At 63.9% G+C, this 23,455-nt stretch carries 28 protein-coding genes; 9 read left to right on the top strand and 19 right to left on the bottom strand.

The annotated features are described in order from the left end of the window. Positions 1-136 precede the first annotated feature (136 nt). Genes V6X30_RS09175 through V6X30_RS09160 form a run of 4 tightly spaced genes read left to right on the top strand, consistent with a single transcriptional unit; the run spans position 137 to position 6,103 of the window. Entirely contained in the window at positions 137-1,234 is a 1,098-nt protein-coding gene (locus V6X30_RS09175; protein WP_367984343.1) for an efflux RND transporter periplasmic adaptor subunit, read from the top strand. Beyond that, the gene (locus V6X30_RS09170) at positions 1,231-4,284 is read left to right on the top strand and encodes an efflux RND transporter permease subunit (protein ID WP_367984342.1); all 3,054 of its coding nucleotides are present in this window, start codon (positions 1,231-1,233) and stop codon (positions 4,282-4,284) included. Before V6X30_RS09175 ends, V6X30_RS09170 begins: the two co-directional genes overlap by 4 nt. A 2-nt stretch (positions 4,285-4,286) precedes the next feature. Then, on the top strand, positions 4,287-5,312 hold the full coding sequence (locus tag V6X30_RS09165; protein ID WP_367984341.1) for an ATP-binding cassette domain-containing protein: 1,026 nt from the start codon (positions 4,287-4,289) through the stop codon (positions 5,310-5,312). Next, positions 5,312-6,103 carry an ABC transporter permease gene (locus V6X30_RS09160; protein WP_367984339.1) on the top strand — a complete coding sequence of 264 codons (792 nt, stop codon included), beginning with the start codon at positions 5,312-5,314 and terminating at the stop codon, positions 6,101-6,103. Before V6X30_RS09165 ends, V6X30_RS09160 begins: the two co-directional genes overlap by 1 nt. A 7-nt stretch (positions 6,104-6,110) precedes the next feature. On the opposite strand, the gene V6X30_RS09155 is transcribed toward V6X30_RS09160, so the two are convergent. Further along, positions 6,111-6,659 (bottom strand): adenine phosphoribosyltransferase, encoded by a 549-nt coding sequence (locus V6X30_RS09155; protein WP_367984337.1) that lies wholly within the window; start codon positions 6,657-6,659, stop codon positions 6,111-6,113. 88 nt (positions 6,660-6,747) lie between these two features. Here V6X30_RS09155 and V6X30_RS09150 point away from each other — a divergent pair, with 88 nt between their 5' ends. Further along, positions 6,748-7,047 (top strand): hypothetical protein, encoded by a 300-nt coding sequence (locus V6X30_RS09150; protein ID WP_367984335.1) that lies wholly within the window; start codon positions 6,748-6,750, stop codon positions 7,045-7,047. A gap of 95 nt (positions 7,048-7,142) precedes the next feature. Here the strand turns inward: V6X30_RS09150 and V6X30_RS09145 are convergent, their stop codons facing one another. The 4 genes from V6X30_RS09145 to V6X30_RS09130 are packed head-to-tail and all read right to left on the bottom strand — an operon-like array spanning position 7,143 to position 8,592. Further along, on the bottom strand, positions 7,143-7,538 hold the full coding sequence (locus V6X30_RS09145; protein WP_367984334.1) for a cysteine-rich CWC family protein: 396 nt from the start codon (positions 7,536-7,538) through the stop codon (positions 7,143-7,145). Continuing rightward, positions 7,531-7,803 carry a DUF1289 domain-containing protein gene (locus V6X30_RS09140; protein ID WP_367984332.1) on the bottom strand — a complete coding sequence of 91 codons (273 nt, stop codon included), beginning with the start codon at positions 7,801-7,803 and terminating at the stop codon, positions 7,531-7,533. Before V6X30_RS09140 ends, V6X30_RS09145 begins: the two co-directional genes overlap by 8 nt. Before the next feature lie 58 nt (positions 7,804-7,861). Next, positions 7,862-8,257 (bottom strand): HigA family addiction module antitoxin, encoded by a 396-nt coding sequence (locus V6X30_RS09135; RefSeq protein ID WP_367984331.1) that lies wholly within the window; start codon positions 8,255-8,257, stop codon positions 7,862-7,864. Then, on the bottom strand, positions 8,254-8,592 hold the full coding sequence (locus tag V6X30_RS09130) for a hypothetical protein (protein WP_367984329.1): 339 nt from the start codon (positions 8,590-8,592) through the stop codon (positions 8,254-8,256). Before V6X30_RS09130 ends, V6X30_RS09135 begins: the two co-directional genes overlap by 4 nt. Positions 8,593-9,174: 582 nt before the next feature. On the opposite strand from V6X30_RS09130, the gene V6X30_RS09125 reads away from it, so the two are divergent. After that, on the top strand, positions 9,175-9,516 hold the full coding sequence (locus tag V6X30_RS09125; protein ID WP_367984327.1) for a TraR/DksA family transcriptional regulator: 342 nt from the start codon (positions 9,175-9,177) through the stop codon (positions 9,514-9,516). 27 nt (positions 9,517-9,543) lie between these two features. Here V6X30_RS09125 and ilvA read toward each other — a convergent pair whose 3' ends face one another. Further along, complete coding sequence (ilvA, locus tag V6X30_RS09120; RefSeq protein WP_367978758.1) at positions 9,544-11,055, bottom strand: threonine ammonia-lyase, biosynthetic; 1,512 nt, start codon at positions 11,053-11,055, stop codon at positions 9,544-9,546. Positions 11,056-11,108: 53 nt separating this feature from the next. Between ilvA and rpiA the strand changes: the two genes are divergently transcribed. Both rpiA and V6X30_RS09110 read left to right on the top strand, forming a co-directional pair. Continuing rightward, on the top strand, positions 11,109-11,771 hold the full coding sequence (rpiA, locus tag V6X30_RS09115; RefSeq protein WP_367984326.1) for a ribose-5-phosphate isomerase RpiA: 663 nt from the start codon (positions 11,109-11,111) through the stop codon (positions 11,769-11,771). 55 nt (positions 11,772-11,826) lie between these two features. Continuing rightward, the gene (locus V6X30_RS09110; protein ID WP_367984324.1) at positions 11,827-12,027 is read left to right on the top strand and encodes a DUF2905 domain-containing protein; all 201 of its coding nucleotides are present in this window, start codon (positions 11,827-11,829) and stop codon (positions 12,025-12,027) included. 4 nt (positions 12,028-12,031) lie between these two features. Here the strand turns inward: V6X30_RS09110 and V6X30_RS09105 are convergent, their stop codons facing one another. The 13 genes from V6X30_RS09105 to rfaH form a co-directional block, all read right to left on the bottom strand. Further along, positions 12,032-12,859 (bottom strand): ElyC/SanA/YdcF family protein, encoded by an 828-nt coding sequence (locus V6X30_RS09105; RefSeq protein WP_367984323.1) that lies wholly within the window; start codon positions 12,857-12,859, stop codon positions 12,032-12,034. Between the two features lie 9 nt (positions 12,860-12,868). Continuing rightward, complete coding sequence (locus V6X30_RS09100; RefSeq protein WP_367984564.1) at positions 12,869-13,360, bottom strand: glutathione peroxidase; 492 nt, start codon at positions 13,358-13,360, stop codon at positions 12,869-12,871. 67 nt (positions 13,361-13,427) lie between these two features. Further along, on the bottom strand, positions 13,428-13,682 hold the full coding sequence (locus V6X30_RS09095; protein ID WP_367984321.1) for a Txe/YoeB family addiction module toxin: 255 nt from the start codon (positions 13,680-13,682) through the stop codon (positions 13,428-13,430). Continuing rightward, positions 13,679-13,930, bottom strand: coding sequence for a type II toxin-antitoxin system Phd/YefM family antitoxin (locus V6X30_RS09090; RefSeq protein ID WP_367984319.1), 252 nt, complete (start codon positions 13,928-13,930; stop codon positions 13,679-13,681). The genes V6X30_RS09095 and V6X30_RS09090 overlap by 4 nt, the downstream gene beginning before the upstream one ends. Positions 13,931-13,965: 35 nt before the next feature. Beyond that, on the bottom strand, positions 13,966-15,141 hold the full coding sequence (rfbB, locus tag V6X30_RS09085; RefSeq protein ID WP_367984317.1) for a dTDP-glucose 4,6-dehydratase: 1,176 nt from the start codon (positions 15,139-15,141) through the stop codon (positions 13,966-13,968). Between the two features lie 28 nt (positions 15,142-15,169). After that, positions 15,170-15,592, bottom strand: coding sequence for a type II toxin-antitoxin system VapC family toxin (locus tag V6X30_RS09080; RefSeq protein ID WP_367984316.1), 423 nt, complete (start codon positions 15,590-15,592; stop codon positions 15,170-15,172). Continuing rightward, positions 15,592-15,840 carry a type II toxin-antitoxin system Phd/YefM family antitoxin gene (locus V6X30_RS09075; RefSeq protein ID WP_367984314.1) on the bottom strand — a complete coding sequence of 83 codons (249 nt, stop codon included), beginning with the start codon at positions 15,838-15,840 and terminating at the stop codon, positions 15,592-15,594. Before V6X30_RS09075 ends, V6X30_RS09080 begins: the two co-directional genes overlap by 1 nt. A gap of 82 nt (positions 15,841-15,922) precedes the next feature. Then, positions 15,923-17,038: a UDP-glucose 4-epimerase GalE gene (gene galE / locus V6X30_RS09070; RefSeq protein WP_367984313.1), complete on the bottom strand. Its 1,116-nt coding sequence runs from the start codon at positions 17,036-17,038 to the stop codon at positions 15,923-15,925. 28 nt (positions 17,039-17,066) lie between these two features. Next, complete coding sequence (locus tag V6X30_RS09065; RefSeq protein ID WP_367984312.1) at positions 17,067-19,037, bottom strand: polysaccharide biosynthesis protein; 1,971 nt, start codon at positions 19,035-19,037, stop codon at positions 17,067-17,069. A 26-nt stretch (positions 19,038-19,063) separates the two neighbouring features. Next, the gene (locus V6X30_RS09060; protein ID WP_367984310.1) at positions 19,064-19,636 is read right to left on the bottom strand and encodes a sugar transferase; all 573 of its coding nucleotides are present in this window, start codon (positions 19,634-19,636) and stop codon (positions 19,064-19,066) included. After that, positions 19,633-20,601: an NAD-dependent epimerase/dehydratase family protein gene (locus tag V6X30_RS09055; RefSeq protein ID WP_367984309.1), complete on the bottom strand. Its 969-nt coding sequence runs from the start codon at positions 20,599-20,601 to the stop codon at positions 19,633-19,635. Before V6X30_RS09055 ends, V6X30_RS09060 begins: the two co-directional genes overlap by 4 nt. A gap of 7 nt (positions 20,602-20,608) precedes the next feature. After that, positions 20,609-21,766 carry a glycosyltransferase gene (locus V6X30_RS09050; RefSeq protein WP_367984308.1) on the bottom strand — a complete coding sequence of 386 codons (1,158 nt, stop codon included), beginning with the start codon at positions 21,764-21,766 and terminating at the stop codon, positions 20,609-20,611. A 3-nt stretch (positions 21,767-21,769) separates the two neighbouring features. Next, positions 21,770-22,267: a transcription/translation regulatory transformer protein RfaH gene (gene rfaH, locus V6X30_RS09045; protein ID WP_367984307.1), complete on the bottom strand. Its 498-nt coding sequence runs from the start codon at positions 22,265-22,267 to the stop codon at positions 21,770-21,772. Between the two features lie 160 nt (positions 22,268-22,427). Here rfaH and V6X30_RS09040 point away from each other — a divergent pair, with 160 nt between their 5' ends. Continuing rightward, positions 22,428-23,453, top strand: a complete 1,026-nt coding sequence (locus V6X30_RS09040; protein ID WP_367984306.1) for an NAD-dependent epimerase — start codon at positions 22,428-22,430, stop codon at positions 23,451-23,453. Positions 23,454-23,455 lie beyond the last annotated feature (2 nt).

Raw genomic sequence — 23,455 nt, 5'->3', positions numbered from 1 at the left:
GCAGCTGGCGGGGCTCCATCCCGCCCGCGTGAAATCCGCCTCCGCACTGATACACTTGCAACTTTGTAACCGCACCAGTGTCGGAGGGCGCAAGTCAGGCGCACCGGCCGGTCACTCAATTCACGGGGCCCGATCCATGAAAGTCTTCATCCGCTTCCTTATCGCCCTGCTGCTATTGGGCGGAATCTTCGGGGGCATTTTCGGCTACAAATACTTCGTGCAGATGCAGGCTGGCGGGCCTGGCGGGCCGCAGGCGGCCAATGTCGTTGCCACCGAGGTGCAGAGCGAGAAGTGGCAGGGGCAGCAGAGCGCCGTGGGCAGCCTCACCGCGGTCGACAGCGTGGCGGTGAGCACGGAGGTGGCCGGCATCATCCAGTCGCTCAACTTCGACTCGGGTGAACGTGTCGCCACGGGCGATATCCTGCTGGAGCTGGACAAGGCAGTGGATCGGGCGGAGCTCCAGGGCCTGCAGAGCGAGGCGGAGCTCGCCCGCATCCAGTTCGAGCGCTCCGAGGACCTGTTGCCGCAGCGGGCGATCTCGCAGTCGGAATTCGACGAGGCGCGGGCCCGACTCGACAGTGCCAACGCCGCGGTAGAGAGCCAGCAGGCCAGGATCCGGCAGAAGACCATTCGTGCACCCTTCGACGGCGTGCTGGGACTGCGCCGGGTCAGCGTCGGTCAATTCCTCGCCCCGGGCAGCGATATCGTGGAGCTGCGGCGCCTCGATCCGATCTATGCCGACTTCAACATGCCGGAGCGGTTCCTGCCGGATCTGTCCATGGGACAGTCCATTCAGGTTCGCACCAGCGCCTTCGATCAGGTCTTCACCGGCAAGATCACCGCGATCGACACGGGTATCAATAACCAGACCCGGGCGATACCGGTCCGGGCGACGCTGGACAACGCCGACGGCAATCTGCGGCCGGGCATGTTTGCGCGGGTGACACTGCTCGAACCCACCGAGCGCAATGTGCTGACGATTCCGCGCACCGCGGTGAGCTTCAACACCTACGGCGATTTCGTGCTGCGGATCAAGGAACAGGACCAGGGCATGGTCACCGAGCGGATACAGATCCAGACCGGCGAGATTCGTGACGGCCGAGTGTCGGTCACCAAGGGGCTCGAGGCGGGTGATCGGATCGTGGCCGCAGGCCTGATCAAGGTACGGCCTGGCCAGCCGGTGACCATCGACAAGACGGTGGAAATGAACCCCGCCGAGGTGACCGGGCGATGAAGTTTACCGACATATTCATCCAGCGACCCGTACTGGCGACGGTGATCAGTCTGCTGATCCTGCTCGCCGGCGTGCGGTCGCTGGAGATGCTCGAGGTGCGCGAATACCCCTCCACCGAGAAAACCGTGGTCACCGTGTCCACGAGCTATCCGGGCGCGGACAGCCAGCTCATCCAGGGCTTCATCACGCAGCCGCTGCAGCAGGCGATCGCCGAGGCCAATGGCATCGACTACATCACCTCGGAGAGCCGTCAGGGCCTGTCCACCATTGAAGTCAACATGGAGCTCAACTATGACGCCAACGCGGCCGTCTCCGAGATCCAGGCCAAGGTGGCCAGTCAGCGCAATGTGCTGCCCGCGGCGTCTCAGGATCCGGTGATCGAGTCCAGCACCGGTGACCAGACGGCGCTGATGTACCTCGCCATCTACAGCGAGGACGTGCCGGTCCCGGAGATCACCGATTTCGTCAACCGCGTGCTGCAGCCGCAGGTCCAGGCCCTCCCCGGCGTGGCCAAGGCGCGGGTGTTCGGCCGCTCGCCGGCCATGCGCATATGGCTTGACCCCGACCGGATGGCGGCGCTCAACGTCACCGCCACCGAGGTGCGCGAGGTCCTGCAGCAGAACAACTATCAGGCCGGTATCGGCAACACCAAGGGCCCGTATACCCGCATCAATCTCTCGGCGACCACGGATATCGCCGATCCGGACCAGTTCAGGCAACTCGTCGTGCGCGAGGAGAACGGCACGATCATCCGGCTGGATGACGTGGCGGCCACCGAGTTCGGCTCCGAGACCTATTCATCGGCGGCCTGGTATCGGGGCCAGCCTTCGGTGTTCATTGCCGTTGAGCAGGCACCGGGCGCGAACCCACTCACCGTGGCCGGCCGGGTGAGCGATGAGCTGCCCGACCTCCGCCGGCAGCTGCCGGAAGGCATCCAGCTCGCACTGCCCTACGACGCCAGCGAGTTCATCCAGGATTCTATCAATGAGGTGCTCACCACCATTCTGGAGGCGGTGCTCATCGTCCTGGTGGTCATCTTCCTGACCATCGGTTCGATCCGGGCGGCCATCGTCCCTTCCATCGCGGTCCCGCTTTCGCTCATTGGCGCCGCGGCCATCATGCTGGCGCTGGGCTATTCGCTGAACCTGCTCACGCTGCTGTCGATGGTGCTGGCGATCGGCCTGGTGGTGGATGACGCCATCATCGTGGTGGAGAACGTCCACCGGCACATCGAAGAAGGTCACAGCCGCTTCGATGCGGCCATCATGGGGGCGCGTGAGCTCGCCGTGCCGATCATTGCCATGACCACCACCCTGCTGGCGGTTTATGCGCCGATCGGTTTCATGGGCGGGCTTGTCGGCACGCTGTTCAGCGAATTCGCGTTCACGCTGGCGGGGGCGGTGCTGATCTCCGGCATCGTGGCATTGACCTTCTCTCCGATGGTCTCCTCCAAGGTGCTCAAGCCCGGCGGCAACCAGGGCCGCTTCGAGAAGATGGTGGAAAACTTCTTCGAGGGCCTGGCGAGCGGATACAAGCGGGTCCTGAACGGCCTGCTCGATACCAAGAGCGTGCTGGTGTTCTTCGGCATCGTGGTCCTCGCGTCCAACTACTTCATGTTCACGATGAGCCAGAGCGAGCTGGCTCCCACCGAGGATCAGGGCATCCTCTTCTTCCAGGGCTCGGCGCCGCGGACGGCCAACTTCGACTATCTGTCAAAATTCGCCGAGCTCTACCAGGACGAGGCAGAGAGCATCCCGGAATACAGCGAGACGTTCATGATCATCGGTGGCCTCTCGCCGGATACCGTCTTCGGTGGCTTCAAGATGGTGCCCAACAAGGATCGTGAACGGGGCATCGGGGCGATTCAGCAGGAGGTGAATGCCAAATTCACGCCTAACCCCGGCTTCGACACCGCCGTGTTCCCGCCGCCCAGCCTGCCCGGCTCCGGCGGCGGTCTGCCGGTACAGTTCGTGCTGACGACTTCCGCGAGCTACGAGGCGCTCGACACCCGGGCAACAGAGCTCATCGGCCAGGCGATGCAGAGCGGCAATTTTCTGTTCCTGAAGAAATCCACGGAATTCGACCGGCCGATGACCACCATCGAGGTCGACCGGGACAAGGCCGCGGATCTGGGCATCACCATGGCCGAGATCGGCGGCAACCTCTCCAGCATGCTGGGTGGCGGCTATGTGAACCGCTTCAATCTGGATGGCCGCAGCTACAAGGTCATCCCTCAGGTGGACCGACCCTATCGGCTCAACGCCGAAATGCTGGAGGACTACTACATCGAGACGTCCGCAGGCGAGAAAGTGCCGCTATCGAGTCTTGTGTCGCTCAGCCATTCCGTGGTGCCCAGCTCACGCAATCAGTTCCAGCAGCTCAACTCCGTGACACTGGAGGGTATCCCGACGCCGGGTGTTCCCCTGGGTGATGCCCTGGGGTATCTCGATCAGCTCGCAAGCCAGAACCTGCCGGCGAGTTACAACGTCGACTACACCGGTCAGTCGCGGCAGTTCGTCAATCAGGGCAGCGCCCTGGTGGTGACCTTCTTCCTGTCCATTGTGGTCATCTACCTGGTCCTCGCCGCCCAGTTCGAGAGCTGGCGTGATCCGCTGATCATCCTGGTGTCGGTGCCCCTGAGTATCGCCGGCGCGCTGGCATTCATCACCCTCGGCTTCGCCACGGTGAACATCTATACCCAGGTGGGGCTGATCACGCTGATCGGCGTGGTGGCGAAGAACGGCATCCTGATCGTGGAGTTCGCCAACAATCTGCAGCTCAAAAAGGGCTTCGATAAGCGCAAGGCGGTGGAGGAGGCGGCAGCGATCCGGCTGCGGCCGATCATCATGACCTCGCTGGCACTGATCATGGCCATGGTGCCGCTGCTGATCGCCACCGGCGCCGGTGCGGTCAGTCGCTTCGACATCGGCCTGACCATCGCCACGGGGCTTGGCATCGGCACGGTGTTCACGCTGTTCGTACTGCCGGCGTTCTACGTGCTCCTGGCGCGGGATCACAATGCCCACAAGCGGGATGTGGCAGCCACCTGAGCATGGGGCATGCAGCGATTGAAACGGGCAACGCCCCGGCGGTGGTTGCCCGCGGTCTGACCCGTTGCTACGGCGCGGTCAATGTGGTCGATGGCATCGATCTTGATATCGAGGCCGGTGAGTGTTTTGCCCTCCTCGGCCCCAACGGAGCGGGCAAGACCACCACGCTGCGCATGCTCCTGGGCCTCACCCCACCCAGCGCGGGTGAGATCACGGTACTGGGCGAGCCGATCCCGCAGCGGGCCCGGGCCATGCGCGAGCGGGCCGGCATTGTGCCGCAGTTCGATAATCTCGATCCGGATTTCAGCGTACGGGAGAATCTGGTCACCTACGGCGCCTATTACGGCGCCAGTCGCCGACAGGTCGAGGCCCGTATGGACGAACTGCTGCGGTTTGCCGAGCTGACCGAGCGCGCCGATGCGCCGATCCAGGGCCTCTCCGGGGGCATGAAGCGGCGCCTGACACTGGCCCGTGCCCTGGTCAATGATCCAGAACTGCTCGCGCTGGACGAGCCAAGCACCGGCCTCGATCCGCAGGCGCGACAGCATATCTGGGAACGTCTCCAGACCCTTCGCCGGCAGGGCCGAACGCTGCTGCTGACCACGCACTATATGGAAGAGGCGGAGCGGCTCTGCGATCGGGCCGCCATCATCGACCACGGCCGCATCGTTGCCTGCGACAGCCCGACGCGGTTGATCCGCGAGCATATCGAGCCGCATGTGGTAGAGCTACGCGGTGATCTCGCCTTGCATTGGAGTGGCGGCGAGCGCGATGAAGCGGACACGGGTGGTGCAGGCAGCAATGCTGGCGACAGTGCTGCGGCTGGGGCCGGTGACCATCCCCTTGCACCGCTCGTGGCCGCTGGCCTGCGCGTTGAGCCGGTTGGCGAGACGGTACTCATCTACGGGAGCGAGCGCGACACCCTGCTTGATCACGTCGAGGCGCTGGTGGGGCCGGGTTATCTGTACCGCCCGGCAAGCCTTGAGGATGTTTTCCTGCGCCTGACCGGCCGGGAGCTGAGGGACTGATGGGCGTACTCGACCACCTGCGCGAGCCGCCCGAGCTCAGCCTGCGCTTCATCGCCGTGTGGCTGCGCAACCTGCGGGTCTGGCGCAAGCTGATGCTGCCCTCGATACTCGGCAACTTCGGCGAGCCGCTGCTCTATCTGCTCGCCCTCGGTTACGGGCTCGGTCAGTTCGTCGGCGAAGTCGAGTCCATGCCCTATATGGTGTTTCTGGCGAGCGGCATCGTCTGCTCGGCGGCGATGACCGGCGCCACTTTCGAGGCGCTCTACTCCGCCTACACGCGGCTGACCCAGCAGCAGACCTGGGCGGCCATGCTGGCCGCGCCGATGAATGTGGATGATGTGGTGCTTGGCGAGATCGTCTGGGCCGCCACCAAGGCCCTGATCAACGCCAGTGCCATCGTCCTGGTCGCCGCCCTGCTTGGCCTGGTGGCCGGCCCCGAGGCCCTGCTGGTGCTGCCGGTGATCCTGCTGGCCGGCCTGGCCTTCGCCGGTATCGCCATGATCGTGACGGCGCTGTCGCCCAGCTATGACTTCTTTCTGTACTACTTCACCCTGGTCATGACGCCCATGCTGCTGCTCTCGGGCGTCTTTTTCCCGCTCTCGAGCCTGCCCGAGGCGGTGCAGATCGGCGCGCAGTTTCTGCCACTGGCCCATGTCGTCATGCTGGTCCGCCCGCTCATGACCGGCGGCAGCATCGATGCGCCGCTGCTGCATCTGGGCGTGATCCTCGTCTATATCGTCGCCACTTACTGGATCAGCGCCGCCCTGGCGCGCCGGCGGCTGATTCGCTAGCGTCCGCTCAGTACTGAACCAGCGAGTGCACCGGTGCGTCGGTCATGTGCTCGCGGGCGGCGAGGAAGGTCAGCTCGATCACGAAGCTGTAGCCCAGCATCTCGGCACCCAGACGCCGCAGCAGATCACCCGTGGCGCGAGCCGTCCCGCCAGTGGCGAGCAGGTCATCGACGATCAGGGTTCTGGCGCCCTGATGCAGGGCATCGCGATGCACTTCCAGCGCATCGGTTCCATATTCGAGCTGGTATTCACAGGCATGCACTTCTGAGGGCAACTTGCCGGGCTTGCGCACGGGGATGAAGCCCGCACCCAGTTGATAGGCAAGGGCCGCGCCGAAAATGAACCCACGTGACTCGGTGCCGACGATGTACTCCGGAGTCGGCCCCTCGATGGAATCCGCCAGCAGATCAACCGCCAGGTGAAAACCCTCGGCGTCCCCCAGCAGCGGCGTAATATCCTTGAAGACGATGCCCGGCTTGGGGAAGTCGGGGATGTCGCGGATCAGGCCCTGTACTTGCGCCACGGCGGCCTCTCGATCCTTGATCAGGGTGTTCATTGGCGATGTCTCCCGAGTCCTTGAGTGCAACCAGGCCGCATGATAGCCAGAAAACCCGGTCGCCTGCGACGGCTGCTAGAATCGCGCCATGACTGAACAGGAAAATGCCTACGAAAGGGGTGCACGCGAGACGGTCGAGCTTGGCAACCGTCTGGCGGATGCCGACCCGGATGCCGAGCTCGGGGAAATCGCCGACGGCCTGCTCGCCGGTGCCATTCAGTACTGGCTCTATGCCAATCAGCCCTGCGGCGATGCGAACTGCGAAGAATGCAAACCCCTGTGTACGGCGGAACTGCGACTGGAGGCAATGCGCAACGCGCTGGAGGATTTCGCCCGTAGCAGCGAGTACTTCCACACGCCGACGGATTTTGATGCCGGACGGGCCTGATAGCGAGTCACTGACCCGGCGATCGCGAGCAGGGCTGATGAGTCAGCCCGGATTCCGGTGCGTCATTAGGGACCGAGGCGAGTCGGAGCTGGCGACTAACGGCGGCCGGGCAGACCGTTAAGCGCCGCCAGAACTTCCTCCGGACGGACGGATCGGGCGCGCGCCGCATCCCGTGCCTGGCGTCGGCGCTCGCGGACCACTTGGGACGGCATCAGCGGGGACGGCTTTGAAGTCGTTATCGGTGATGGGCTCGCTGCCACGCCAGGGGCCACGGCACCAGCAGCGTCGGCGGCCGAATCGCCGACTGAATCCGCCGCGGCAAGGGCCTGCAGGCAATCGCGACAGAGGCAGTCGTCGTATGTGTGGGCAATGGTCTCCCGCACTTCATCGGTCAGCATGACGTCCACGCACTGGCAGCGGTGAATGCTCCCCTGCCGGCATTCGAAACCGTTGCCGCAGCGCGGGCAGCGCTTGGGCTCATGCTCAGGCATTCGTTGTTCCGGGGCGGTTGGGTTGGACTTTCGCGGGCGTTGACGCGGGTACGGCATCGCCGGTCGCGCTGGCAGCCTGCGCAAAGGCACCGGCATCGATCCAGCCGCCGTTAGCGGCCTCCTCATCCAGCCGATCCATGATCGCCAGGCGTTTTTCCTCGGGATAATCGCGCCACTCGGCGATCTCCGTCTCGGTTCGGCCACAGCCGATGCAGCGACCGTTCTCGACTTCACAGATACTGATGCAGGGTGACGAAGCGCTCATGCGTCCTCCACTAGATGTAGTGGGGCAGTTCTAACAGAAACCCAACGGAGAGGACAAATCAGCGAAGACGTCTGGCGGACTGGATGGCCTGGAGATGCGTTCGGATCCGCCCACGGCGGCGCGCGCATCGCAGATCGTACTCCATTTGCAGCCGAAGCCAGAACTCCGGCGTTGTGTCGAAATAAGTGGCCAGCAGCAATGCCGTTTGCGCCGTGATACGGCGTTTGCCGCTGAGGATATCGGTGATGCGGTTCACCGGAACGCGCAGCGCACGCGCCAGGGGCGTTGGCAGCAGTCCCTGCGGCAGCATGAAGCTGGCTCCGAGGATCTCACCGGGAGGAACCGGCGCCTCGGCGTCGTCGACGAGCGCCGGATCAGGCAAAAGCGGATCATCTTCGTCCAGGGCATCCGGCGTCGGGCTGATCATCGGGTCGGTCATTGGGTCGATGGTCATCTCGAATGCTCCTCCAGCCGGACGCCGTGGGCCTCCCCATCATGGAACTGAAAATACAGCCGCCAGCCATAGCCCACATCAAGGCAGTACATCCCGGTCTCGCCAGCCGCATGCTCAGCCGCCCCAACGCCGGCGGCATCATCGAAAGGGATGGATTCGTCGGCCAGTGGCTCGAGCCGGTCGCCACAGGCAAGGGCAAGGTCCTCGATTGATACCGCCGCGTGGATAATCGACAGATCCCGCCGCAGCGCAAGCAGCAGCCGCGAGTGCATCCGTCGAGGCTGTCGTCCCAGCCATATTGCCCTCAGGCTCGGCGTTGCGACGGTTTTGAGCATGGCGTGATCACTCCATCGGTTGGGGTTCATCGACGACCGACGACTGGTGAGTGGTGACGGGATCGATTTTTTGGCGGGATCCAGGAAAACATGATCTGGCATGCTCGGGTCGGCCATTCGTCGGCCCATACGCCATTTCCCGATCGGCGGCGGTGGGCATCAGATAAACGGTAGGCATGGGAAGGAAAAGAGACGATGGGGAAATTAGGAGAAGACTAGGGAGGGGGCAAGGAAAGCCAGGGAGCCGAGGGAAGGCCAGGGAGCCCCAAGGAGAGAGGGATCGTATGCCCTTCCGGGCCCTTGTTAACGTTGGACAGAGTAACGCAGGACGTCATACGTCTCTGATGCGCGCGGGGTACGCGGCGCATCCGCTTGACCGGGGCCAGAGGCCGGACGGACGCGTGGCAGTCGCATGTATCCGGCGGCCAAGAGAGAAACACGTCGATACGCGTTGCGTAATGCATCCACCGGTTTTATGTCCAACGTTAACAAGGGGGCGGAAAGGGGATAGCAACCTCCCCTGGGCCTGTGGTGGTTGCCTTCCCTTCGTCTGGACAAACGACCGCGTGATAATCTCAAGCCATGTTTGATCAACCGGATGTCCCCCACTTCCGGCAACGTCTGCAACAGATGCGCTCGGAGATCGAGGCGTTGGAGCAGACGCGGGACGCATCGCGAGCCACGGTGGAGCTTGATCAGACCCGCGTCGGGCGTCTCTCGCGCATGGACGCGTTACAGCAGCAGGCCATGGCGGAGGCGACCAACGAGCGCGCTCGGCTCACGCTCAAGCGCATCGCCTCGGCCCTTCAACGCTGCGACGATGGCAGTTACGGCGAGTGTCTGCGATGCGGGGAATACATCAACCCCCAGCGCCTCGAGATCGATCCGGCCGCCACGCTATGCATCCACTGCGCCGCCCAGTGACTCGGCTAACGTTCAGCTAGAGATCCGTCAGCTCAGAAAAAGCGCGTAGGCCGGATTATCCGACTCATTCCGGTACGGATAGCCAAGCTTGTCGAGACTCGCCTCGAACTTCCCGCGCTGATCCGGCGGCACCTGAATGCCCACCAGCACCCGCCCGTAATCCGCACCGTGGTTACGGTAGTGGAACAACGAAATGTTCCAGCGCCGCCCCAGACGCTTGAGAAAGTTGAGCAATGCCCCGGGGCGCTCCGGGAAGCGCACGTGATAGAGCACCTCATGGTCGACGTTGTGGCCCCGGCCGCCGACCATATGCCGGACGTGCACCTTCGACATTTCGTCCTCGGTGAGATCCAGGACCGGATAACCCCGGGACTCCAGCGCCGCCACCACCTCGTCACGCTCGGCGAGGCCGTCATTCAGGCCGATACCCGCGAAGACATGCGCCTCATCGGCATGGGCATAGCGGTAATTGAACTCGGTGATGGCGCGGTTGCCGATGGTCTCGCAGAATTCCCGAAAACTACCGGGCCGCTCGGGGATGGTGACCGCCAGCACCGCCTCGCGATGCTCACCGAGCTCGGCGCGTTCGGCCACATGAGCCAGGCGCGAGAAATTCATGTTGGCACCGCAGTTGATGCCGATCAGTGTCTCCCCAGTCACGCCCCGCTGCTCGACGTACTTCTTGATCCCGGCCACGGCAAGGGCGCCGGCAGGCTCCATGACCGTCCGGGTGTCTTCGAATATGTCCTTGATGCCGGCACAGATCTCGTCGGTGCTGACCAGCATGCACTCGTCCACGAGCTCCCGACAGATACGGAACGTCTCCTCACCGATCTGCCGGACGGCGACGCCATCGGCAAAAATACCCACCTCATCAAGCGTCACCCGACGGCCGGTGGCCATGGCACGTTCGAGCGTGGGCGCGTCCTCGGGCTCCACCGCGATGATGCGGATATCCGGCCGCAGCTGCTTGATGTAGGCCGCGATCCCGGCGATCAGACCGCCCCCGCCGACAGGAACGAAGACCGCATCGATCGGACGCGGGTGCTGGCTGAGGATCTCCATGCCCACGGTGCCCTGGCCGGCGATGACATCCGGATCGTCGTAGGGCGGGATGTAGGTGAGCCCCCGCTCCTCCACCAGTTTCTCGGCATGGGCCTTCGCCGCATCGTAGTTGTCGCCGTGCAGGACCACGCGTCCGCCAAAGTTGCGCACCGCATCCACCTTGATGCTCGGCGTGGTCCGGGGCATGACGATGGTGGCACGAATGCCCAGGTTCTTCGCCGAAAGCGCCACACCCTGGGCATGGTTGCCCGCCGACGAGCAGATCACGCCCTTCTCGCGCTGTGCCTCGGTCAGGCTCGCGATCTTGTTGTAGGCACCGCGGATCTTGAACGAAAACACCGGCTGCATGTCTTCCCGCTTGAGAAGCACGTTATTGCCGAGCCGACGGGAGAGATTGACGGCGGATGTCAGCGGGGTCTGATGCGCGACATCATAGACGCTCGCGGTGAGGATGCGTTGTAGATAGGATTTCATGCCAGAACGGGAATTCGCCCCAAAGGGCTTCAGTGTACAGGAGAGACCAGGCCATGAGCGCCGACGCGCAGAAACGTCTCGCCGCCGAGGCGGCAGTCGAGAAAGTCGAGGCGGGCACCGTTATCGGTGTCGGCAGCGGATCCACCGTCAATCACTTCATTGACGCGCTGGCCGCCTCGGATATCGAAATCGAAGCCGCCGTGGCGGCCTCCGAGGCCAGCGCCGAGCGATTGCGCGGTCACGGCATCGAGGTCCGGGACGCCAACAGCGTCTCGGAACTGGCCATCTATGTCGACGGGGCCGACGAGATCAATCGGCATCTTCAGATGATCAAGGGCGGCGGCGGAGCGCTCACGCGAGAGAAAATCGTCGCTGCCATCGCCGATCGTTTCATCTGCATCGTCGATGCCAGCAAGCAGGTGACCGCACTGGGCGACTTTCCGCTGCCGGTGGAAGTGATTCCCATGGCCCGCTCCCACGTGGCACGCCAGCTCGTCCGCCTCGGTGGGCGCCCGGAACTGCGTGAGGGCTTCACCACAGACAATGGCAACCTCATTCTGGATGTCCGCGCGCTGGATCTGTCCGAGCCCATTCACCGCGAGCAGCAGCTCAACAACATCGCCGGCGTGGTCACCAATGGGCTGTTCGCCCTGCGGCCGGCGGATGAGCTCCTGGTGGGAACGGACACCGGCGTGCAGCGGTCCACAGCGGCCTGACGTCGCGCCGGGCCGGGCGTCAGACACAACGCATCGGGCGATCCCAGGGTTCGCTATGCAGAAGCTTCTTGTCACTATCGGGCTTGTCATCCTGATCAGCGGCCTGCTCTGGCCGGTGATCAGCAAGCTGGGGCTGGGCCGGCTGCCGGGCGACATCCTCGTCCGTCGGGAGGGCTTCACCTTCTACTTCCCGCTCGCCACCTCAATTATTGTCAGCGTCGTGGTGACGCTGATCATCTGGTGGTTTCGGCGTTAGGGCGCTATCCCCGCAGCCACGCCCAAAGCCGGCCCAGGAATTCGTGCCAGGCCGCCTCGGCGGTGCGCAGGTCATCGGCCTGTGGGACGAAGTCACCGGGCAGGGCAAAGCGCTGGGGGCTGGCCCTGTGGGCGGTTGGCGCCGGTAAAGGCTCGAGGCCCTGGCTTTTGAACTCCGCGATGGCCCGCGGTAGATGGCTCGCCGAGCTGACGACCACGGGCTGGCGAAGCGTGAGCCCTCTGACCTCGTCGCCTGAGGCGCTATCGTCGCTGACGTTAGCCGCAAGCGCCGCGTAGGCCGCCGCCTCCTCCGCGGTATTGCGAGCCGCCGGCAGCCTGCGGATCTGCTCCCGCGGCACACCCAGCAACACCGCCAGATCCGCGGCGATCGCGGCCTGGGACCGGCCCCGCGGCAACGCCCCGCTGGTCACCAGGAGCGCATCCGGCCGCAGCCGCCACAACCGAATGCCCTCGATCAGCCGCTGTAGGGAAGTCGGGGAAAGCTGGGCAGTTAACGGCAGCGAGGGATCATCCACGGCGCCGCCACCCAGCACCACGATGGCGGCGACGCCGCGGGGCAATGCCTGGTCAGTGGGGTTATCGGGCGCACCCACCTCAACCGGCGTATGGACCCTCTCCAGCGGTGCCATCAGCGTATTCGAGATCGGCCACCAACTGATCAGCGCCAGAGCCAGCGTCGTTACCCCGATCAGCGCCAGGCCGCTGCGCCGAAAGCGCGTGAACGCGGCCAGGATCAGCCCCACTACCAGGGCAATGACAACAAGGCTCAGCGGCTTCAGGAGCGCGCCGGCCAGTTTGGTGAAAAAGAACATGGATCGAGACTACAAAAGCCGCTCGATCGCTCGCTTCAGCTTGCCGGATTCCGGGCCGGTGAGCGCGCCAAACACCTCGACTACCTCGCCATCGCGGTTCACGAGATACTTGTTGAAATTCCAGCGCGGCGCACGCGTCTGGCGGGCGGCCTCAGCGAAGATCGGATGGGCGTTGGCGCCGCGCACCGGGACCGTGGCCATCATGTCGAAGGTCACCCCGAAATTCACGAAGCATGTCTCGGCGGCGGCCGCCTCGTCATCGGCCTCCTGGTTGAAGGAATCCGACGAGAAGCCGATCACCTTCAGCCCTTTGTCGGCGTATGCCTGATGGAGGGATTCGAGCCCCTCGAACTGACCGGTAAAGCCACAGTGGCTGGCGGTATTCACCAACAGCACCGCCGGCGCATCGGCGGCAAGGTCCTGCACGTTGACGACCTCGCTCGAATGCAGCCGGCGCATGTCGTGATCGAGCCAGTCGTAAGCCTGGGCCGTGGATGTCATGAGCAGTCCTCCGGTGATCAAGGCCGTCAGCAGTGCGGCGATGCGTGCAAGTCCCATGATCGGTCCCTCAATACTGATAACGGAGCTGAGCGATCATCAGCGTTCCATCGGCCACTTTATAGACCATGCGATGCTGGGAATCGATCCGCCGGGACCAATAGCCTGCCAAGGCATGCCGTAGCGGCTCCGGCTTGCCAGGTCCCGCGAACGGCTCGCGCTGGGTCGCCTTGATGAGCTGATTAATCCGTCGCAGTGTCCGTCGATCGGTTTTCTGCCAAAAAAGGTAGTCTTCCCAGGCGTTTGCGGAAAGCAGCACGCTCATTCGGCAAGCGGGTGCACCTCGCCACCGCCAGCCTCCAGTTCGGCCACCGATTCAAGCAGCCGCCGGGCATTTCGTGGCGCACGAAGCAGCAACGCCGTTTCCTGCAGCGACTCGTAATCCTCCAACGACATCATCACCACTGAGGGCGATCGACCGCGCGTGATCGTGACCGGATCGTGATCCTCACACACCCGCTCCATTGTGCCGGCGAGATTGGCCCGTGCCTTGGTATAGCTGATTGCGTCCATAAAACCTCCGCATTACGTACAGCATATTGTACGTATTATGGCGCCATCTCGCGACCGCCGTAATTGGCCTCGATCCACTCGCGGTAGGCACCGGACTGGACGCGGGCGACCCATTCCGGGTGGTCCAGATACCACTGCACAGTCTCGCGCAGGCCCTGCTCGAAGCTGTGCGCCGGCCGCCAGCCGAGCTCCTGCCGGATACGGGTGCTGTCGATGGCGTAGCGCCGGTCATGGCCGGGGCGGTCGGTGACGGATTGGATGAGGGCACGATAGGGGTTGGCGCGGCCATCATCACCGCGGCTTGTCGCCTCGCTGGCGGACGCCCGGGCCCGATCAGCGGCACCGGCATTGTCCGGTGATGACCCCGCCGGCCGCAGCGCCGCCAGGCCCCCGCAGATGGCCTCCACCACCTCAAGGTTGGTGCGCTCGGCATCTCCACCGATATTGTAGGTCCGGCCGATCTGGCCGTGCTGCAGAACCGTCCATAGCGCCTCGGCGTGATCCTCGACATGCAGCCAGTCGCGGATCTGGCCGCCGTCGCCGTAGACCGGCAGCGGCTTGCCGGCAATGGCATTCAGGATCATCAGCGGGATGAGCTTTTCCGGGAACTGGTACGGGCCGTAGTTGTTGGAGCAGTTGGTGATGACCACCGGCAGGCCGTAGGTGCGGTGCCAGGCGCGGACCAGATGATCGCTCGCCGCCTTGCTCGCCGCGTAGGGCGAGCTCGGCGCATAAGGCGTCGCCTCGGTGAAGGCGGGGGCCTCCGGTGGCAGATCGCCAAAGACCTCGTCGGTGGAGATGTGGTGAAGGCGGAAGCGCCCGCGAGGGCTCGACCCGTTGGCGTCCGGGCGGTCATCCAGGGCCTCCCAATAGGCGCGGGCAACCTCGAGCAGGTTCTGGGTGCCGACCACATTGGTGTCGACGAACACCTCCGGGCCGAGGATCGAGCGGTCGACGTGGCTCTCGGCCGCCAGATGCATGACGGCGTCGGGGCGATGTTCGCGGAAGACGCGCTCGAGGGCCTCGCGATCGCGGATATCGACCTTCTCGAATCGGTAACCGGGATCTGCGTCGAGGCCCGGGAGAGACTCGGGATTACCGGCGTAGGTCAGCGCATCGACGTTGACCACCTCGGCGAGCTGCCGGGCGCGCAGATAGCGGATCAGGGCCGAGCCGATGAACCCGGCGCCGCCGGTGATGAGGACTTTCATTAATAGGCTCCGCGGTATCGGTATCGGTTTAAATCAAACGGGCACTCACGCCGAGTCGCTGGGCGGCAGCGACTAACCCCCGATCGAGTGACTGAATCCGCATGCCGTGGTTGGAAACTACAGCGAGATGTAAAGCATCCCCTGAACGCAGGCCGGTCTCATACTGATTCGCCAGTTGCGCGGCTGTTCGGAAGTCGGCGCGCTCAATGGGCAGCACCATCAGCGAGGTCTCACAAAGCGATTGAAACATGGCGAGTGCATCCGCCCGGTGGTTGGCCTCAAGCACGCCGGAGCGCAGTTTGATCGACATCGCTCCGGAGAATTCGGTGACGACCCAGTCGCTGATAGCCAGTTCACCGGCGGGCTGGTCCATCAACCAGGATTGGACATCAGCAGTACGCGGCTCATTGGTGAGGGCGGCCACCAGCACACTTGTGTCCAGGTAGTGCATCAATAGCGCTCGCCCTCTCGCGCCCGGCGGATGAACCGCCCCGCGTCCTCCTCCGTCTTCGGCATGGAATCAGTCAATGCGCGCAGACGAGTACAGTCGATCGGCTGCCGCGGCGTTTCGATTGCAACGAACCGGACCACGGGGCGTCCATGCTTAGTAACCACCACGGACTCACCCCGCGCCGCGCGCTCGGTGAGTTCACTCAGATGGGCCTTAGCGTCAGCAAGCGATACCGATTTATCATCCATTCTCTTGCCATAAATTGACCATAACTCTGGTCAATTTACGTATAACCTCCCTGCGAGGCAAGCCTGCCATCGGGCGATCGCCTCAGCCCTCGTACCCCTGCGGATTCTGCCGCTGCCAGCGCCAGGCATCGCGCATCATCGCCTCGAGGCCATGTTCCGCCTCCCAGCCGAGCTGCTCGCGGGCCAGGGTCGGGTCGGCATAGCACGCGGCGATGTCACCCGGGCGACGCGGCGCCACATGGACCGGGATCGTCTGCCCCGAGGCCTTTTCAAACGCAGCAACGGCTTCACGCACGGAGTAGCCTCGGCCGGTGCCCAGGTTCCAGACCTGGCAGTTGGCAGATGCCTGATCGCCCATGGCCCGTAGCGACTGCCCTGATGGGTCAGTCTGAGCCACGCCTGCGTTCACCAGAAACTCCAGCGCCCGGACATGCCCGCGGGCCAGATCCACCACATGGATATAATCGCGCACGCCGGTGCCGTCCGGTGTCGGGTAGTCGTCGCCGAATATCGAGAGGACATCACGCCGGCCCACCGCCACCTGGCTGATGTAGGGCACGAGATTATTGGGAACCCCCTGGGGATCTTCACCGATCCGACCACTCGAGTGCGCGCCCACCGGATTGAAATAGCGCAGCAGCGCCACCGCCCAGCGTGGGTCCGCCGCGGCCAGGTCGCGCAGGATCTGCTCGATCATGAGTTTGGAGAAGCCGTAGGGGTTGGAGGGCGAGCCCACCGGCGCGGTCTCCGCAATGGGGACCGTTGCCGGGTCACCATAGACCGTGGCGGAAGAGCTGAAAATCATCCGCCGCACGCCAGCGGCTTCCATAGCGTCCAGCAGACTCAGCGTTCCGGCGACATTGTTCTCGTAGTAAGCGATGGGCTGCTCGGTGCTCTCGCCCACTGCCTTGAGGCCAGCAAAGTGCATTACGGCGTCGAAGGGGCGGTCCTGCCCATCAAGCGGTGCCGAGACGGCCGGTCGGTCCGCCCGCAACAGTGCCTCCATTGTATCCCGGTCCCGGATGTCGGCCGCGACGAAGGGCACCGACTGGCCGGTGAGCGCCTCGACCCGCCGCAGGGACTCCCGCGAGCTATTGCTGAGATTATCGACGCCAAGCACCTCATGGCCTGTCTCGAGGAGCTCGAGGACTGCATGGGAGCCGATATAACCGCTGGCACCGGTGACAAGTAGCTTCATGGTCTGAGGGGTCCCCTCTGGCCGGCGCTTAAGAAGGGGGAGCCGTTTTATCGCTCCCGGGGTTGTCACCCCCGGCGATGACCCGCAGATGACGACGCTTCTCCCCCTCCATGGAACGGGACAGGCCCGGCCGGTCGAACCCGACCACGCACTCGGCAAGCACCCGCTCCGCGGAATGCGGATCCTGACCCCGACAGGCCGCCTCGAGCCGCTCCAGGCAATCGGTGATCTGCTCGACGGAGAGACCCTCCTCGCGCGCCCGCTGGATCATCGGGTGATCCGTAGCCGCGCAGTTCTCCCCGAGCAGAAGCTCCTCGTAGAGCTTTTCACCGGGCCGCAGGCCGATGTACTTGATGGGCACGTCACCCAGAGGATTGTCCTCATCCCGCACGGTAAAGCCACTGAGCTGAATCATGCGCCGGGCAAGCTCCTGGATCCGGACCGGCTCACCCATGTCCAGGACGAACACCTCGCCCCCCTTCGCCAGGGAGCCAGCCTGGATGACGAGACTCGCCGCCTCCGGAATGGTCATAAAGTACCGCGTGACCTCCGGATGCGTGATGGTCACCGGCCCGCCTTCGCGGATCTGCTCCCGAAACAGTGGAATCACCGAACCCGAAGAGTCCAGCACATTACCGAAACGAACCATGCTGAAGACGGTATGGGGCGAATCGGCGGCCAGCGCCTGCAGCCCCAGTTCGGCCACCCGCTTGGTGGCACCCATGATGCTGGTGGGACGGACCGCCTTGTCGGTGGAAATCAGCACAAAGGTATCGACTCCGGCATCCCGGGCGGCAACGGCGGTATGCCAGGTGCCAAAGGCATTGTTGCGGATCGCCTCGAGCGGATTGGACTCCACCAGCGGGACGTGTTTGTAGGCCGCCGCGTGATAGACGGTCTCGATGCCATTGGTGCGCATGCAGTGGGTCATGCGATTGCGGTGCACGACGGAGCCGAGCAGGGGCACCACCTCGCAGTCGTGGCCGTGGGTTTCGGCAAGCGCCCTGAGCTCCCGATCAATGCGGTAGAGCCCGAGCTCGGAACGCTCGAATATCACCAGTCGCCGCGGCGCCAACATGATGATCTGGCGGCAGAGTTCACTGCCAATCGAGCCGCCGGCTCCGGTCACCATGACAGACCGACCCTTCACGGAGCTCTCGAGAAGTTGCTGATCCGGGTTCACCGGATCCCGGCCAAGGAGGTCCTCGATGTCGACTTCCCGCACGTCCCTGAGCCGGGCCGAGCCGGTGACGAGATCGGTCATGCTGGGGATCGTGCGGACATGCACCGGGTGACGCTCGAGCTGCGCCATGATCTCGCGGCGTCGCTGACGCGAGACCGAAGGCAACGCGACGAGTACGGAATGAGCGCCGAGCCGGCGGATCAACCGGTCGAGCTCGCTCGGTGGATACACCGGCACACCATGCAGCAATGTGCCGTGCAGCTGTCGGTTGTCATCAATGAACGCGACCGGGATGTGCTCGCCGGTGGCCATCAGTGAGCTGAGTAGCTGCAGCCCGGCGGAGCCGGCGCCGTAGATGATCACCGGCTCCTGGTTACCCCGCGAGCGGGCATATTGCTGACGCCAGGCGCGCACCATGAAGCGGCTCCCGCCGACGAAAAGCAGGCCCAGCAGCCAGTAAATGATGATGGTTGTCCTGGGAACCGCATCCAGGCCGCCCAGCGCCACAATGGCGATGAACGCCAGCGTCGAGAGGGAAACGCCACGCAGTACCGACCAGACGTCCCAGGGCCCCATATGGCGCAGTACGGAGTTGTACATGCCCGACCAGTAGAACAGCGGCAGGCTGATCGCCGGCAGCAGTAGGTGCAGATACCAGAACTGGTAGAACTTCTCGGAAAAGCCCTCGCCCATGCGCAGCCCAAAGGCCGCCCAGACAACAAAGGCCATGAGCAGCGCATCGCCAATCATCATGGTGACACGCTTCTTGGGCCTGCCCATGTTCAGAAAACGGCGAATGAAACCCTGGTCAGTCACTGATTCCCCCGTGAACCGCGCAAAACTCATTCCTTTGAGTGGATGCGATCACCCCGGCCCGCGCCATTCATTGTCCGCATTATGTAGCGAAAATAGGCGGGTATCGAGAAAGATGCCAGCATGCGGGCATCCCATTCAGCCAATTTTCCGGGATCGGACATGTCTATCCCATGAATCTGGGCGAGACCCGTGATGCCGGGCCGATGGTGGAATACGCCTCGCGCCGCCCGGGCATCGATCAAGTCCTGCTGTTCGGGCAGACAGGGCCGTGGACCGACAAGGCTCATGTCGCCTTTCACGACATTCCAGAGCTGCGGCAGCTCATCGAGCTTGGTGCGGCGCAGGAAGCCGCCAAGGCGAGTGACCGCCGTCTGGTCCGCGAGATGGGTGGCGACCGACGGGGTCCCGGGCCGCATGGTGCGGAATTTCACAAGGATGAAAGGCTTTTCATGGCGGCCCACCCGACGCTGGCGAAACAGCGGCGAGCCGGTCTCCGCGAATCCGACCAGCAGAACGCCAAGGAAGACCGGTAACAGCAAAAAGCCACCAACGATGGCGAAGATCAGGTCCATTCCGCGAATCACTGATCGGCGAATCATGCGGCAGACTCAGCATCCGGATGCGCGATAACGGCCTCCCGCAACCCCTGCTCTAGACTCAGCGGTGGACGCCAGCCCAGCAGGTCCCGGGCCTTTCGGGTATCCACGGTCAATGACCCCAGTAGCCGCTCAATCATAGCCCGGCGACCGAGGAGCCGTGCGCCGGTGCGTAGAATCACCGGCGGGACACCGACGAGTTTCGGATCCTGGCCGGCGGCATGCGCCAGCATCCGGAGCAAATCCGTTGTTGAAACCGTTTCGTCGTCGGCCACATGAAACGTCTGATTGCCGGCCTGCGGGTGCGTCAGCGCTCGATGGATGAAGTCCACGAGGTTCTGGCGCCCAACGAGACTCCGCTGATTGCCGGTGACCGCGCCAAGCGGCAGGAGTCGGCCCTTTCGGGCCCAACCGAGCAGCCGACCGAAGTTGCCGGGGGCACCAGGCCCGTGAACCAGGGGCGGGCGGATGACGGTCAGGGACATGTCCGTGCCGGAAACGATCTCCCAGAGGGCCTTCTCCGCCTCATACTTACTCCAGGCATACGGATCGGCCGGAGCCGGTGCATCGGTCTCAACCAACGGCGCCGAGCTGGACTGGCCCAGAACCCCGATCGAGCTCAGATAAACAAGCCGCTTGATGCCAACCTCACGGGCCTGCCGGGCCAGGTTCACGACCGCCTCGACATTGGCCGCGCGGAGGCTGCGCAGAGATTGCCCGGTCGCGCGCTCATGCGCTTGAGCGGCGAGATGGACGACGGCATCAGCACCGTCCAGGAGTGAGCGCCATTGCGTCTCCGCCGCATCCGATATCTCAAACGCCACCCACTGGACACCGCCCGTGGCGCGGCGCGGAGGATCAGATCGCCTCGTCTGGGCAATGATTTGATGACCGCACGCCGTCAATGCCGGGCATAACGCCGTTCCGATGAACCCATTGGCGCCGGTGACGGCAATACGGTAGGGCATCAACAATCTATTCCTGGATGCCATGGCTGTCGTGATTGGCCAGAATCCGCTGGTAGAGGTCGTGATAGGCCTCGGCCAGGGGGCGGCCGGCGAAAAGCCTTTCGTAACGCTGCCTTGCGGCGCTTCCCATACGCCCTGACTCCTCGTCGTTCGATGCGAGCCTTTCCATGGCATCACGGAGACGGCCGGGATCATCGGGCGGGACGACAAGCCCCGTTTCTCCATTGATGTTCACATAGCTCGTCCCGGTACCGAGTTCGGTGGAGATCAGGGGGCGACCGCACATTGCCGCCTCCACCAGCACCATGCCGAACGCCTCGGAGCGACGGTTCGACGGCAGAACGAGTGCACGGCAGTTCCTGATCAGCGCCATTTTCTGCGCGGGACTGACCTGTCCGAGGTATTTGAGATCGGCGTCGCCATCCGCGTGAAGCGCCCCACCTTCCGGCGAGGTCCCCGGACCAGCGACGGCCACGGGGAGCATGCCACCGCCTGCCGCCTTCTCGAGTACAGGCAATGCCTTGTAAGCACGTGCAGCCCCAATGAAAAGAAAGTAGCGGTCGGGCGTCAGCCCGAAAGACTCGGTAACGCTGATCTCACCGGCTGCGTCGAGATGATCCTGATAGCTTGACTCCGATACGCCGAGCGGAATCACCTCCACGCGGCCCGGCGAACTGGCCTCCACCCGCCGCAAGGCCGGACTGGTCTGCCTGTAGGCCGGGGAAGTGGCCACGACAGCCTGCATGGATGCCAGCATCCGCGTCTGCAACGGACGGTAGCACCTTCCCAGCACGCCCTTCTCAACGACGTCGGCGTGATAGGTGATGAGTGAGGGTTTTTCAGGACGTGTGGAGAAGTGCAGAAGGTCTGCAAACGGCCAGGGGAAGTGATAGTGAATCAGATCCGCCCGATTGGCCTCACGCCTGAAGCGTAAAAGCGCCGCGACGCCGCCGAGATCGCACGAAGCGGGCGCCAACCAGGACCGGGACCGGACCACCCGGCCTTCGGGACGTTCGACGGGATCCGTCTCCCTGGCCGGAGACAGTGCGAATACCCGGCTTTCGACCCCCTTCGCCTGCAGTACGAGGGCGATCTGCCGGATTGCCTCGGCGGTCCCGCCCGGCGCATCGGGGAAATAGCGCCGGTAAACATGAAGAACTCTCAAAACTCACGCCCGCGCCAGCGACATCTCGGCGAACGTCATCTTCTGCGGCTGCTTCATGATCTCGAGCAGCAGCATGACGCGATCCTCTCCCTTGCGGCTGTAGAACATGCCCTCGAGCCCGGCAAATGGGCCTTCGAGGATGCGCAGCCGATCGCCGACGCGGTAATCCGCCGGTGGGGTGGGGATGCAACCGAGCTCATCGACATGATTCTGCAAGCCGTCCACGACCACGTCCGGCACCGGCGGGATGCGGTCGCCCCAGCGCACCAGCCCGGCGACCCCACGCGTCGAGCGGATGGGGGCCCAGTTCTCGGCGACATCGTCGAGGTGGATGAAAAGATATCGCGGGAACAGGGATTCGACCAGCGTGGTCATCCGGCCCTGACGCTTGCGCCGAACCCGATGCTTGGGTCGGAAGACCTCGAAGTGCTGACGATCAAGGTGCAGCTCTGCGCGCTCATCTTCCCTGGGCTTGCAGTAAACCGCGTACCAGCGTTTCATCCTTCAACCTCCCGCGACGCCACATGTGGCATCGGTCCCGTTGCATCCTGTTCATCCCATGAACAATCGCCCACAAGAATGCCGCCCCATTCAATACAATGACAACCCTGCGTCCGGCGGGGACTGGCCCGTCATCGCGGGCGCGGGTATCGTTCGCGGCATGAGGATTCTGCTCACCGGCGTCGCTGGCTTCATCGGCTATCACACCTGCAAACAGTTGCTCGCCCGGGGCGACACGGTCGTGGGGGTCGATAACCTCAACGACTACTACGATGTCCGGCTCAAGCAGGCCCGCCTGGAGCGCCTGGCGCAGTGCGATGCCGACCCGGCCGTACCCGGGCGTTTTGCCTTCCGTAAAACGGACCTGGCGGACGCCGACCGAATCCGGGAGATTTTCGACGAAGGCTTCGAGCGCGTCATCCATCTGGCGGCGCAGGCCGGCGTGCGTTATTCCCTCGAAAACCCGCAGACCTACATCGACAGCAACGTCACCGGATTCCTGAACGTGCTCGAGGGCTGTCGGTACAACGACGTCGGTCACCTGGTCTACGCCTCGACCAGTTCGGTTTATGGCGCCAATACGCAGATGCCGTTCACCGAGCACGAGCCGGCCGATCACCCCCTAGCCATCTACGGCGCCACCAAGCGCGCCAATGAGCTGATGGCCCACAGCTACGCGCATCTCTTCGGTCTGCCATGCACCGGGCTGAGGTTCTTTACGGTCTACGGGCCGTGGGGCCGGCCGGATATGGCCCTTTTCCTGTTTACCCGGAAGATTCTGGCCGGCGAGCCGATCCAGGTATTCAACCATGGACATCATCAGCGCGATTTCACGTTTGTGGAGGATATCGCCGAGGGTGTGATCCGCGTCTGTGACAGACCCGCCGCCGCCAACCCGGAGTGGGACAGCGACGCGCCGGACCCCGCGACCAGTCACGTGCCGTGGCGGATTTTCAATATCGGCAATAACCGACCCGTCCAGCTGCTCGATTACATCCGCGTGCTGGAGGAATGCCTTGGCCGCAAGGCGGAAATGGAAATGCTGCCCCTCCAGCCCGGCGATGTGCCTGATACCTGGGCAAGCGCCGACGATCTGGCCGCGGCGGTGGGCTATCAGCCTTCAACGCCGGTAGAGGAGGGGGTACGGCGCTTCGTTGACTGGTATCGGGACTACTACGGGGTTTAGCG

The organism is Spiribacter sp. 1M189 (assembly GCF_040838345.1).
GTDB lineage: Bacteria > Pseudomonadota > Gammaproteobacteria > Nitrococcales > Nitrococcaceae > Spiribacter > Spiribacter insolitus.
This window is presented reverse-complemented; position numbering and strand designations above follow the sequence as displayed.